This is a genomic window from Pectobacterium sp. CFBP8739 (assembly GCF_013449375.1).
In the GTDB taxonomy this organism is placed as follows: domain Bacteria; phylum Pseudomonadota; class Gammaproteobacteria; order Enterobacterales; family Enterobacteriaceae; genus Pectobacterium.
This window is the reverse complement of sequence record NZ_JACDRR010000013.1, coordinates 1-14,076: the sequence shown is the minus strand read 5'-3', so window position 1 is coordinate 14,076 and position 14,076 is coordinate 1. Positions and strand designations below refer to the sequence as shown.

Here is a 14,076-nt window from a genome sequence, read left to right as displayed (position 1 = left end):
ATTAGAGCGATGGCGATATTAGTGAGGTAAAACGTCCGCTGGTTTTGCTTTCATCTGCATTCCGACAATCGCTGACAGCAAACAACCAATAGCAAGGTAAGCCGCAACCGCGTGCCATGACCCATCCATAAACTGTACCAGTAGCACAGCGATAAAAGGCGTAAACCCGCCACCGACCACGCTGGCAACCTGATAACCCACCCCCGCCCCACTGTAGCGGTATGCCGTACCAAATAGCTCGGTAAACATCGGCTGCTGTACGCTAACAATCATATCGTGGGCAATATTCGCCAGCATGATGGCAAAGAACAGAATCAACAGTGTGTTATGGCTTTCCAGCGCCATGAAGAATGGAACTGCACTCGCGGCACCCATCAGCGCACCAGTAACGTAGATCCGACGGCGGCCAAAGCTGTCCGCCAGATAGGCAAAGAAAGGAATAGACACGCAGCTGATCGCCCCCACCAGCAGCCCGATATTCAGGAATATATCCCGCGATAGCCCAAGATGGGTGGTGGAATAATTGAGGGCAAACGCGGTGACGATATACATCGTCAGCAGTTCGCCAAGCCGTAGCGCAATAATCAGCAGAAATGCCTTCGGATGCTGGCGCAGTGCTTCCATAATAGGGAACGAACGGAGTTTGTTTGCTCTTTCCCCCAGCGTCTTATTCGCCTCAAACTCCTGAGACTCATCCATCCCGTTACGCACCCACCAGGCAATCGCAACCAGAATCAGGCTGAACAAGAACGGCAAACGCCAGCCCCAGGTGATAAACTCTTCATTGCTCGTCAAATGACTAACCAGCGATACCGACCCTGTTGCCAGTAACAGCCCGACGCCAAAACCAACCTGTACGCCGCTGCTGTAAAAGGCTTTCTTCTTCTTCGGCGCACTCTCTACCGCCAACAACGCTGCACCACCCCATTCGCCACCGACGGCAAATCCCTGAATTGCCCGCAGCGTAACCAGCAATACCGGCGCCCACCAGCCGATGGAATCAAATGATGGCAACAGCCCAATCAGCGCCGTGGAAATCCCCATCATCCAGACCGTAATCATCAACATCCGCTTACGGCCCAGCTTATCGCCAAAGTGCCCAAATACCATACCGCCGAGCGGGCGGAACAGAAAACCTACGCCAAATGTACCAAATGCCGCCAGCGTCCCCATAGTCGGGCTGATCTGCGGGAAAAATTCGGTATTAAACACAAGGGCGGCAACAATTCCGTACAGCAAGAAATCATACCAATCCACAACAGCTCCCACAAAACTGCCCCATGCTGCACGTTTCGCTTTATGCTGAGAATGGCTTTCTGACTGTATTTGTAGGGTTTTACCAGATGAAATTGAATCATCCTGATGAGGTACTGAGCCGCCAGGCTGTGAGAGTGTTGGCGTAGTTGAGGTGTCCATTTCGGTTCCGTTCTGTTTACTTTACACTACTGTACAACAAAAAATTTCAGGATGATATAAAACGTCGGGAGCGTTTTTTAACAACGCATCGCGTTGGCCCACAGGGTGGAAGGCAGGACGCCTTCCATCAATTTTTAACGTCGCTTGCGACGGTCTTTAGGTAGCGCACAGGAAACCTGCCATAAAAAAACCCCGACCATAATAGCCGAGGTTTTTGTTATTTACCGCATGGTCGTGCAGCGCAAAGAGGCTTACTCGTCGTCGCTGCTACCAAAACCTGCGTTAAGCAGTTCAGCCAGGTTAGCAGACGCTTCATCGGCACTCACCTGAGGCGCAACTGGCGTTTCACCTGCATGACGGCGGCGCAGACGATCCTGATGGTACGCATAACCCGTACCCGCTGGGATCAGACGACCCACGATAACGTTCTCTTTCAGGCCACGCAGTTCATCACGTTTACCCGCAACAGCGGCTTCGGTCAGTACGCGAGTGGTTTCCTGGAACGATGCCGCAGAAATGAAGGACTCGGTCGCCAGAGATGCTTTGGTGATACCCAGCAGATCACGGCTGAACGTTGCCGCGATCTTGCCATCCGCTTCCAACTGACGGTTGGCAATCTTGATGCGAGACACTTCTGCCTGCTCGCCTTCCAGGAACTCCGTGCTACCTGCGTTAACGATGGTGCCTTTACGCAACATCTGACGAACGATAACTTCAATGTGTTTATCGTTAATCTTAACGCCTTGCAGACGGTAAACTTCCTGAACTTCGTTGGTGATATAACGCGTTACTGCATGTACACCACGCAGACGCAGGATATCGTGCGGAGATTCTGGGCCGTCGGAAACAACGTCACCACGTTCCACCACTTCACCTTCGAACACGTTGAGCTGACGCCATTTCGGAATCATCTCTTCGTAAGCATCGCTGCCATCCAACGGAGAAATCACCAGACGACGTTTACCTTTGGTTTCTTTACCGAAGGAAATGATACCGCTGATTTCTGCCAGAATAGCTGGCTCTTTCGGACGACGGGCTTCGAACAGGTCGGCTACGCGTGGCAGACCACCGGTAATATCCTTGGTACCGCCGGATTCCTGAGGAATACGCGCCAGGGTATCACCGCTGCTGATTTTCACGCCATCTTCCAACTGGACGATCGCTTTACCCGGCAGGAAATACTGAGCAGGCATATCCGTACCTGGAATCAGAACATCTTCGCCTTTGTCATCAACGATCTTCAGTGCTGGACGCAGGTCTTTACCGCTACCAGTACGTTCCGCAGTGTCCAGAACCACGATAGAGGACAAACCGGTCAGTTCGTCGGTCTGACGAGTAATCGTCTGGCCGTCGATCATGTCGGTGAAGCGAATGTTACCGCTCACTTCGGTGATAACCGGCATGGTATGCGGATCCCAGTTCGCTACGGTTTCTCCACCGTTAACTTCTGCGCCATCACCTTTCGCCATCGCCGCACCGTAAGGCACTTTATAGCTTTCTTTCGTACGTCCGAATTCGTCGATCAACTTCAGTTCGGTATTACGTGAAGTAATAACCAATTTACCGCTGCTGTTCACAACGAACTTCGCGTTGCTCAGTTTCAGGCTACCTTTGTTTTTCACCTGAATGCTGGACTCAGCTGCCGCACGTGATGCCGCACCACCGATGTGGAACGTACGCATGGTTAACTGTGTACCAGGCTCACCGATGGACTGTGCCGCGATAACCCCGATAGCCTCACCTTTGTTGATGATATGACCACGAGCCAGATCGCGACCGTAGCAATTGGCGCACACGCCAAAGTCAGTTTCGCAGCTTACGACTGAACGTACTTTAACGGCGTCAACGGAGTTCTCTTCCAACATGTCACACCACTGCTCGTTCAGCAGCGTGTTGCGTGGAACCAGAATATCCGCCGTGCCCGGTTTGATCACGTCTTCAGCCGTTACACGACCCAGTACGCGTTCACGCAGTGGTTCTTTAACATCACCACCCTCGATAACCGGCGTCATCATGATACCTTCGTGGGTACCACAATCATCTTCGGTCACAACCAGATCCTGCGCAACGTCAACCAGACGACGCGTCAGGTAACCGGAGTTTGCGGTTTTCAGTGCGGTATCCGCCAGACCTTTACGTGCACCGTGCGTCGAGATGAAGTACTGGAGTACGTTCAGACCTTCACGGAAGTTTGCGGTAATCGGCGTCTCGATGATGGAACCATCTGGTTTCGCCATCAGACCACGCATCCCCGCCAGCTGACGAATCTGTGCCGCAGAACCACGCGCACCGGAGTCAGCCATCATAAAGATGCTGTTGAAAGAAACCTGTTGTTCCACCACGCCATCACGGTTAACCACATCCTCAACAGACAGGTTTTCCATCATCGCTTTCGCAACACGTTCGTTCGCCGCCGCCCAGATATCGATCACTTTGTTATAGCGTTCGCCCGCGGTAACAAGACCAGACTGGAACTGCTCCTGAATCTCGGCAACTTCGGTTTCGGCTTCTTCGATAATCTCGGCTTTCTTCTCCGGGATAACCATGTCGTCGATACCTACGGAAGCACCAGAGCGCGCCGCGTAAGCAAAACCGGTATACATGATCTGGTCAGCAAAGATAACGGTCGGTTTCAGACCCAAAATGCGGTAACAGGTGTTCAGCATTTTGGAGATCGCTTTCTTGCCCAGAGGCTGGTTAACGATCGAATACGGCAGACCTTTCGGTACGATCATCCATAGGATGGCACGGCCGATAGTCGTATCAATCAGCGTCGTCTGATGCGTGATTTCGCCTTCGATGCTCTTGATCTCTTCCGTGATACGCACTTTCACACGCGCATGCAGAGAGGCCAGACCGGCGCGATAAACGCGTTCAGCTTCTTTCGGACCCGTGAGAACCATGCCTTCGCCTTTGGCGTTAACACAGTCACGCGTCATGTAATACAGACCCAATACCACGTCCTGAGAAGGAACGATGATTGGCTCACCATTCGCAGGAGACAGGATGTTGTTGGTCGACATCATCAACGCACGCGCTTCCAACTGGGCTTCCAGCGTCAGCGGTACGTGCACAGCCATCTGGTCACCATCGAAGTCGGCGTTATAGGCCGCACAAACCAGCGGGTGCAGTTGGATCGCTTTACCTTCGATCAGAACCGGTTCGAATGCCTGGATACCCAAACGGTGCAGTGTTGGTGCACGGTTCAGCAGGACCGGGTGTTCGCGAATCACTTCGTCCAGGATATCCCATACGACAGCTTCTTCGCGCTCAACCATTTTCTTGGCGGCTTTAATGGTGGTAGCAAGACCACGCAGTTCCAGCTTGCCGTAGATGAACGGTTTGAACAGCTCCAGTGCCATTTTCTTCGGCAGACCACACTGATGCAGACGCAGGTATGGACCAACGGTGATTACAGAACGACCGGAGTAGTCAACACGCTTACCGAGCAGGTTCTGACGGAAACGACCCTGTTTACCTTTGATCATATCGGCCAAAGATTTCAGAGGACGTTTGTTAGAACCGGTAATCGCACGACCGCGACGGCCGTTATCCAACAGTGCATCAACCGCTTCCTGTAACATACGTTTTTCGTTACGTACGATGATGTCTGGCGCAGCCAGATCCAGCAGGCGTTTCAGACGGTTGTTACGGTTGATCACGCGACGATACAGATCGTTCAGGTCGGAAGTCGCGAAACGACCACCATCCAACGGAACCAACGGACGCAGATCTGGCGGCAGTACCGGCAGAACGGTCAGAATCATCCACTCTGGCTTGTTACCAGACTGTACGAACGCTTCCAGCAGCTTAATACGCTTCGTCAGCTTCTTACGTTTGGTTTCAGAGTTGGTTTCGGTCAGCTCTTCACGCAGCTGCTCGCATTCCTGCTCCAGATCCATATTCTTCAGCAGAGCCTGGATCGCTTCGGCGCCCATTTTCGCGTCGAATTCATCACCAAACTCTTCCAGCGCATCCAGATACTGCTCTTCAGTCAGGATCTGACGGCGCTCAAGGTTGGTCATGCCACCTTCAACCACGACATAAGATTCGAAATAAAGCACACGCTCAATATCACGCAGCGGCATATCCAGCAGCAAGCCGATACGGGAAGGCAGTGACTTCAGGAACCAGATGTGCGCAGTCGGAGAAGCCAGCTCGATGTGACCCATACGCTCACGGCGCACTTTAGTCTGGGTCACTTCAACGCCGCACTTCTCACAAATCACACCGCGGTGTTTCAGGCGCTTATACTTACCGCACAAGCACTCATAATCTTTTACCGGCCCAAAGATACGGGCGCAGAAAAGGCCGTCACGTTCAGGTTTGAACGTACGGTAGTTGATGGTTTCTGGCTTTTTAACTTCACCAAAAGACCACGAACGGATCATGTCTGGCGAGGCCAGAGCAATTTTGATCGCATCAAACTCTTCGGTTTTAGTTTGCGCTTTCAGAAACTTTAATAAGTCTTTCACGGATTGGCTCCTGTCGGAGTTAGACCTGATAGACACCTGAATCATGCCGTTACAAACACAATTCAGGTGTCCCTATGACGAATGCCAGCAATACAACGAGCTGGGATTACTCTTCTTCCAGCTCGATGTTGATACCCAGCGAGCGGATTTCTTTCAACAATACGTTGAAGGATTCCGGCATGCCTGGTTCCATCTGATGATTGCCATCCACGATGTTCTTATACATCTTGGTACGGCCGTTCACGTCATCAGACTTCACGGTCAACATTTCTTGCAGGGTATAAGCTGCACCATAAGCTTCCAACGCCCACACTTCCATCTCACCGAAGCGTTGGCCACCGAACTGCGCCTTACCACCCAGCGGCTGCTGAGTAACCAGGCTATAAGAACCGGTGGAACGAGCATGCATCTTATCGTCAACCAAGTGGTTCAGTTTCAGCATGTACATGTAGCCCACTGTAACCTGACGCTCAAATTTCTCACCGGTACGTCCATCGTACAGGGTAATCTGACCGGAGGTAGGGATACCGCCCATCTGCAACAGTTCCTTGATTTCTTTCTCTTTTGCACCGTCGAATACTGGCGTTGCAATTGGCATACCTTTCTTCAGGTTTTCAGCCAGACGCATAACTTCTTCGTCTGAGAAAGTGCTCAGGTCGACTTTCTGACGCACATCGTCGCCCAGATCGTAGGCTCTCTGGATGAACTCACGCAGTTTAGTCACTTCTTCGTGCTGCTTCAGCATGGCGTTGATCTTCTCGCCGATACCTTTCGCTGCCATACCCAGGTGGGTTTCCAGAATCTGACCAATGTTCATACGTGAAGGTACGCCCAGTGGGTTCAGTACGATATCGACCGGCGTACCGTTCTCATCGTAAGGCATATCTTCGATCGGGTTGATCTTGGAGATAACACCTTTGTTCCCGTGACGACCTGCCATTTTGTCACCCGGTTGAATCTGACGTTTAACAGCCAGATAAACCTTGACGATTTTCAGCACGCCCGGTGCCAGATCATCGCCCTGAGTGATTTTACGGCGCTTAGCTTCGAGTTTTTTCTCAAACTCGTGCTTCAGCTCATCATATTGTTCTGCTAACTGCTCCAACTGATTCTGTTTATCTTCATCAGTCAGACCCAGTTCCAACCAACGCTCGCGCGGCAGTTTGTCCAGTTTGTCAGCTTCTACGCCGCCGGAAACCAGCACAGCGTGGATACGTGCAAACAGGCCCGCTTCCAGAATCTGCAATTCTTCAGTCAGGTCTTTCTTCGCCTGCTTCAGCTGCATTTCTTCGATTTCCAGCGCACGCTTGTCTTTTTCCACGCCATCGCGGGTAAAGACCTGTACGTCGATAATCGTACCGGAAACACCGTTTGGTACACGCAGAGAAGAGTCTTTAACATCAGACGCTTTCTCACCGAAGATCGCACGCAGCAGTTTTTCTTCTGGCGTCAGCTGAGTTTCACCTTTCGGCGTAACCTTACCAACCAGAATGTCACCACCGGTCACTTCCGCACCGATGTAAACGATGCCGGACTCATCCAGTTTGGAAAGTGCTGCTTCACCCACGTTCGGGATGTCCGCAGTAATTTCTTCAGGCCCTAACTTGGTGTCACGAGACACACAGGCAAGTTCCTGAATGTGGATGGTCGTAAAGCGATCTTCCTGAACCACACGCTCGGAAACGAGGATGGAGTCTTCGAAGTTGTAACCATTCCATGGCATGAATGCCACGCGCATGTTCTGACCCAGCGCCAGTTCACCCAGATCGGTGGACGGGCCATCTGCCAGTACGTCGCCACGTTCTACCGGCTCACCCAAAGACACACACGGCATCTGGCTGATGCAGGTGTTCTGGTTAGAACGGGTATATTTGGTCAGGTTATAGATGTCGATCCCAGCTTCGCCCGGATACATTTCATCGTCATTAACGCGGATTACAATACGGGATGCATCCACGTACTGTACTGTACCACCACGCTTGGCTACGGCAGTTACACCGGAGTCAACCGCAACAGCACGTTCCATACCGGTACCAACCAGCGGCTTATCAGCACGCAGGGTAGGAACGGCCTGACGTTGCATGTTCGCACCCATCAGGGCACGGTTGGCGTCATCGTGTTCCAGGAACGGAATCAGGGATGCACCGACGGAAACCACCTGCTGTGTGGAAACGTCCATATATTCAACCTGATCGCGGCTGAACAAGCTGGACTCACCTTTGTTACGGCAGGTAACCAGTTCGTCGATGAAGCGGCCTTCTTCGTCCAGATTGGTGTTCGCCTGTGCGATAACGAAGTTACCTTCTTCAATCGCAGACAGGTAATGGATCTCATCCGTCACCACGTTGTCACGCACGCGACGATACGGGGTTTCAAGGAAACCGTATTCGTTCGTTTGCGCATAAACGGACAAGGAGTTGATCAGACCGATGTTCGGACCTTCCGGTGTTTCGATAGGACAAACACGGCCGTAGTGAGTTGGGTGTACGTCACGGACTTCAAAGCCGGCGCGTTCACGCGTCAGACCGCCTGGGCCCAATGCTGAGATACGACGTTTGTGCGTAATCTCGGACAACGGGTTGTTCTGGTCCATAAACTGTGACAACTGGCTCGAACCGAAGAACTCTTTCACGGCAGCCGAAATCGGCTTGGCGTTGATCATGTCCTGTGGCATCAGCGTATCGAGATCGCCCAGAGACAGACGCTCTTTTACCGCACGTTCGACACGAACCAAACCAACGCGGAATTGGTTTTCTGCCATTTCGCCGACGGAACGGATACGACGGTTGCCGAGGTGGTCGATATCGTCCACTTCGCCTTTACCGTTACGGATATCGATGAGCTTCTTCATCACTTCGATGATGTCATCTTTGCTCAGGATACCGGAACCTTCGATCTCATCGCGTAGCAGAGAACGGTTGAACTTCATACGACCAACCGCAGACAAATCATAGCGGTCTTCAGAGAAGAACAGGTTCTCGAACAGCGTTTCTGCTGCTTCACGCGTCGGCGGCTCACCAGGACGCATCATACGATAGATTTCAACCAGAGCGCTCAGACGATCGTTTGACGGATCGACACGCACGGTTTCAGACATGTATGCGCCGTGATCGAGATCGTTGGTGAACAGAGTCTCGATACGTTTGTGGCCAGACTGGCTCAGTTTAGCCAGCAGATCCAGCGACAGCTCCATGTTGGCTGCGCCGATCAGTTCACCAGTGCTCTCGTCGATATAATCTTTGGACAGCACTTTGCCAGCGATATATTCAACAGGCACTTCAATGCGCTCAACACCGTCTTTCTCTAACTGACGAATATGACGCGCAGTGATACGGCGACCTTTTTCGATATAAACTTTACCGTTCGCTTCGATATCAAACGATGCGGTTTCACCACGCAGGCGCTCAGGAACCAGATCCATCTGCAACTTATTGCCATTGATTTCATAGACAATTTTATCGAAGAAAAGATCGAGAATCTGTTCGGTGGAGTAACCCAGCGCGCGCAGGATAATGGTCGCAGGCAATTTGCGGCGACGGTCGATACGAACAAACAGGTTATCCTTCGGATCAAACTCGAAATCCAACCAGGAACCACGGTAAGGAATAATACGTGCGTTATACAGCACCTTACCTGAAGAGTGGGTTTTACCTTTGTCGCTATCGAAGAACACACCTGGACTACGATGCAACTGAGATACGATTACACGCTCAGTGCCGTTGATCACGAAGGTACCGTTGTCGGTCATGAGCGGAATTTCGCCCATGTAAACTTCTTGTTCTTTGATGTCTTTAACGGTGCCTTCAGGCGCTTCGCGCTCGTAGATCACCAGGCGCAGTTTCACGCGCAGCGGCGCAGAGAACGTCACACCACGAATCTGACATTCTTTAACGTCAAATACTGGCTCGCCCAAGCGATAGCTCACGTATTGCAGCTCTGAATTACCGCTATAGCTTTTTATGGGGAAAACAGAACGGAATGCAGCTTCCAAACCGTACTGACCTTCCGGGTCTTGCTCGATAAACTTCTGGAACGAGTCAAGTTGGATAGAAAGGAGATAAGGTACGTCCAAAACCTGCGGACGTTTACCAAAATCCTTACGAATGCGTTTTTTCTCGGTATAGGAGTAAACCATAGGGTTCCTCAGCTAGCTGACAAGTCGAACCACTCTGTCTGCCCTAAGAAGGACAGTTCATGCAACACTATTTATGTTGGTCGGAAAATGGGGAACTTTCCGTAATACGTCTTTCTATTACTCTTAAACCATTTCATTGCTTTTGCTCAGGCAGGGAACCCGTTCTGGAAAGCAGTATATTAAGTCGTCAATAGAAAAAAATATTGGGGAAATCAATGGCTAAACAGTGCGAAAGCCCATTGATGCCCTACAGCGCAAAAAGGCTGGTGACTAAAAAGTCACCAGCCATCAGCCTAGTAAATTAGGCTGCAACCTGAAAGGTTGGCTTATTTAACTTCAACTTCTGCGCCAGCTTCTTCCAGTGATTTTTTCAGTGCTTCAGCGTCATCTTTGCTCACGCCTTCTTTCAGAACTGCTGGTGCAGATTCAACCAGATCTTTGGCTTCTTTCAGGCCCAGACCAGTCGCGCCACGAACAGCTTTGATTACAGCAACTTTGTTAGCGCCGATGCCTTTCAGCACAACGTCGAACTCAGTTTTTTCTTCAGCAACTTCAGCTGGGCCAGCAGCAACAGCTACAGCAGCAGCAGCAGAAACACCGAATTTTTCTTCCATAGCAGAAACCAGCTCAACAACATCCATTACAGACATAGCTGCTACTGCTTCCAGAATTTGATCTTTAGTGATAGACATAACAATTGTTCCTAAGAATCAGAAATAGTTTATACGTTAGCAAGTGCGTTAGAAAAGAAAGCGCTATTAAGCAGCTTCTTTTGCATCGCGAACAGCAGCCAGAGTGCGGACCAGTTTGCCTGCAGCGGCTTCTTTCATGGTCGACATCAGACGTGCCAGTGCTTCTTCGTAAGTCGGCAGCGTTGCCAGACGGTCAATTTGAGCCGCCGGGATCAGCTCACCTTCAAAGGCTGCAGCTTTGACCTCAAATTTTGCATTCGCTTTCGCGAACTCTTTGAACAGACGAGCAGCAGCGCCCGGATGTTCCAGAGAATATGCAATCAGGGTCGGACCAACAAACGTGTCTTTCAGGCATTCAAATTGAGTACCTTCAACGACGCGGCGCAGCAAGGTGTTACGAACAACACGCATGTAAACGCCAGCTTCACGACCTGCTTTACGCAGTTCGGTCATTTTATCAACGGTAACGCCACGGGAATCCGCAACAACCGCAGACAGCGCACCTTTGGCTACTTCGCTGACTTCAGCAACAATCGCTTGTTTGTCTTGAAGATTTAATGCCATTAGCTTTTGCTCCTGGATTTAGCCGGAGAAAATCTCCGGAACTCACTTCACTTATCGCCAAAATTAGAGATAAGCGTTGAAACACGGTGAGCAGAATCCAGTAAAAAATTATTCTTTATAAAAAAGAAAAACGTTATTTAGGCTCTGTCACCGTCTACGCAGGAAGGATTAAGTTTCTTTCGAAACACCTGCGGTCTTGGACGGAGGCCTGGATAGGCCAGGCTCCAACCGAAAATTCTTGCGTTATTCCACTTGAGGAACGACGGGCGTAAAATTATAGGTAAATCTCACACCCGAGTAAAGCGGAACAAAAGCTATTAGTTAGCAGCAGCGTTCAGACCGCTCTGGTCGATGGCAACGCCAGCGCCCATGGTGGTAGACAGGCTAACTTTCTTGATGTACACGCCTTTCGCCTGAGATGGTTTTGCTTTTTTCAGCGCAACCAGCAAAGCTTCTAGGTTTTCTTTCAATTTGTTAGAGTCGAAATCAACCTTACCGATAGTGGTATGGATGATACCGTTCTTGTCGTTACGGTAACGAACCTGGCCTGCTTTAGCATTGTTAACCGCTTCAGCAACGTTAGGTGTTACAGTACCCACTTTCGGGTTTGGCATCAGGCCACGTGGACCCAGAACCTGGCCTAACTGGCCAACAACACGCATTGCATCTGGAGATGCAATAACGACGTCAAAGCCCATTTCGCCTTTCTTGATCTGATCAGCCAGATCTTCCATGCCCACGAATTCAGCGCCAGCAGCTTTAGCAGCTTCAGCGTTTGCGCCTTGGGTGAAGACAGCTACGCGAACAGAACGACCGGTGCCGTGAGGCAGAACGGTTGCACCGCGAACGTTTTGGTCAGATTTACGTGCATCAATGCCGAGGTTAACAGCGACGTCAACACTTTCTACGAACTTAGCGGTGGCCAGCTCTTTGAGCAGAGCAACAGCTTCGTTGATGTCGTACTGTTTAGTTACATCAACTTTGTCACGGATCACGCGCATGCGCTTGGTCAGCTTAGCCATTTATTAATCCTCCACTACCAGGCCCATGGAACGAGCGGTACCTGCGATAGAACGCGCCATGGCGTCTACATCAGAACCAGTCATGTCCGCAGCTTTAGTTTCTGCGATTTCACGAACCTGAGCGCTCGTTACTTTACCAACTTTGTCTTTGTTCGGCTTACCAGAACCAGACTTGATACCAGCCGCTTTCTTCAGCAGAACAGCTGCTGGAGGCGTTTTGGTAACGAAGGTGAAAGAACGGTCAGAATAAACGGTAATAACAACAGGGATCGGTAGACCTTTTTCAACGCTTTCAGTTTTAGCATTGAACGCCTTACAGAACTCCATGATGTTCACACCCTGCTGACCCAGAGCCGGACCTACCGGTGGGCTTGGGTTAGCCATACCAGCTGCAACTTGCAGCTTGACATAGGCTTGTACTTTCTTGGCCATTTAGCTTTCCTCAATTGGGTAATAGCGCCTAGTGAAAGGCTCCCCGTGGTTTGTATTACGTTTCAGACGCCGTTAAGGCCTCTGAAAAACAAAAGGCGCGAAATTATAGGTTAATTTCGCGCCATAGGCAAGTAGCTATTTCCAGCAACTCTTGTCGGACAATCAGCCTTTTTCGACCTGAGCAAAGTCCAGCTCAACCGGCGTTGCACGACCAAAAATAGAGACAGACACCTTCAGGCGGCTTTTCTCATAGTCAACTTCTTCGACAACACCGTTAAAGTCAGCAAATGGACCGTCGTTAACACGAACCATTTCACCCGGTTCAAACAGCGTTTTCGGACGTGGTTTGTCACCAACCTGCTGGAGGCGATTCATAATCGCATCCACTTCTTTGTCACTGATTGGCGCAGGACGATCGGATGTACCGCCAATGAATCCCATAACACGAGGTACGCTGCGTACAAGATGCCAACTGGCATCTTCCATCACCATCTGTACCAAGACATAACCAGGGAAAAACTTGCGCTCGCTCTTGCGACGCTGGCCACCACGGATTTCGACTACCTCTTCAGTAGGCACCATGACTTCGCCAAACAGTTCTTCCATATTATGGAGTTTGATATGCTCACGCAGTGATTGTGCTACGCGACCTTCAAAACCAGAGAACGCCTGAACGACGTACCAACGTTTTTTTGGAGCTTCAGACATCTTAGAACCTCAGGCCAGTGATAAACGATACCAAACGGACCAGAATACCATCCAGTCCCCACAAAATCAGTGACATCACGGCAGTCACCGCGGCAACGATTAACGTGGTGTGTAACGTTTCCTGACGAGTCGGCCAAATTACTTTGCGCACTTCAGTACGCGCTTCGCGAGCAAACGCTACGGTTGCTTTGCCTTTCGTGGTCAGCAGTGCCACACCACCGGCAGCGGCGATCAGGATAACAACGGCCAATGCACGCAGAGGAAGACTAAATTCACGGTAATAATAATTGCCAACAATCGCAACAACCAGCAAGGCACCTACTACCAACCATTTAATCACTTCCAGGCCACGCCCACTATCCTGAGCTTCGGTATTCGCACTCATAAACCAACCTGTCACAATGATTCAGACAAATAACTTTGCCCCGTAACTACGGGGCAACCAAACCGAAAGATGTTCTGTAAAACGAATAATTCGGTGTTTACGCCGTATCTACAGAGCCTATCTCACCAATGATTATATCCCATAATCGCTGATGAGATAGGTTCTACCATGACAGCGTAGAAAAAGGGCATCAAATGATGCCCTTTTATCGCGTGTCGCGTCAAACGTTATCAGCGATTAAGCGATA

The 14,076-nt window shown here is 50.6% G+C and carries 9 protein-coding genes; all 9 read right to left on the bottom strand.

Going from position 1 to position 14,076, the window contains the following annotated elements; translation table 11 throughout:
• Nucleotides 1-18: 18 nt before the first annotated feature.
• Nucleotides 19-1,416: a shikimate transporter gene (gene shiA, locus H0247_RS12500; RefSeq protein ID WP_219606740.1), complete on the bottom strand. Its 1,398-nt coding sequence runs from the start codon at nt 1,414-1,416 to the stop codon at nt 19-21.
• Between the two features lie 251 nt (nt 1,417-1,667).
• Entirely contained in the window at nt 1,668-5,891 is a 4,224-nt protein-coding gene (rpoC, locus tag H0247_RS12495) for a DNA-directed RNA polymerase subunit beta' (RefSeq protein WP_180742834.1), read from the bottom strand.
• A gap of 106 nt (nt 5,892-5,997) precedes the next feature.
• The gene (gene rpoB / locus H0247_RS12490) at nt 5,998-10,026 is read right to left on the bottom strand and encodes a DNA-directed RNA polymerase subunit beta (protein WP_180742833.1); all 4,029 of its coding nucleotides are present in this window, start codon (nt 10,024-10,026) and stop codon (nt 5,998-6,000) included.
• A 326-nt stretch (nt 10,027-10,352) separates the two neighbouring features.
• Nucleotides 10,353-10,718 (bottom strand): 50S ribosomal protein L7/L12, encoded by a 366-nt coding sequence (gene rplL, locus H0247_RS12485; RefSeq protein ID WP_012772935.1) that lies wholly within the window; start codon nt 10,716-10,718, stop codon nt 10,353-10,355.
• 66 nt (nt 10,719-10,784) lie between these two features.
• Nucleotides 10,785-11,282 (bottom strand): 50S ribosomal protein L10, encoded by a 498-nt coding sequence (rplJ, locus tag H0247_RS12480; protein ID WP_005970333.1) that lies wholly within the window; start codon nt 11,280-11,282, stop codon nt 10,785-10,787.
• A gap of 317 nt (nt 11,283-11,599) precedes the next feature.
• The gene (rplA, locus tag H0247_RS12475; protein ID WP_180742832.1) at nt 11,600-12,304 is read right to left on the bottom strand and encodes a 50S ribosomal protein L1; all 705 of its coding nucleotides are present in this window, start codon (nt 12,302-12,304) and stop codon (nt 11,600-11,602) included.
• A gap of 3 nt (nt 12,305-12,307) precedes the next feature.
• Complete coding sequence (gene rplK / locus H0247_RS12470; RefSeq protein WP_012772932.1) at nt 12,308-12,736, bottom strand: 50S ribosomal protein L11; 429 nt, start codon at nt 12,734-12,736, stop codon at nt 12,308-12,310.
• A 162-nt stretch (nt 12,737-12,898) separates the two neighbouring features.
• Nucleotides 12,899-13,444: a transcription termination/antitermination protein NusG gene (nusG, locus tag H0247_RS12465; RefSeq protein WP_005970339.1), complete on the bottom strand. Its 546-nt coding sequence runs from the start codon at nt 13,442-13,444 to the stop codon at nt 12,899-12,901.
• 1 nt (nt 13,445) lies between these two features.
• Nucleotides 13,446-13,829, bottom strand: coding sequence for a preprotein translocase subunit SecE (secE, locus tag H0247_RS12460; protein ID WP_010285488.1), 384 nt, complete (start codon nt 13,827-13,829; stop codon nt 13,446-13,448).
• Nucleotides 13,830-14,076: the final 247 nt, after the last annotated feature.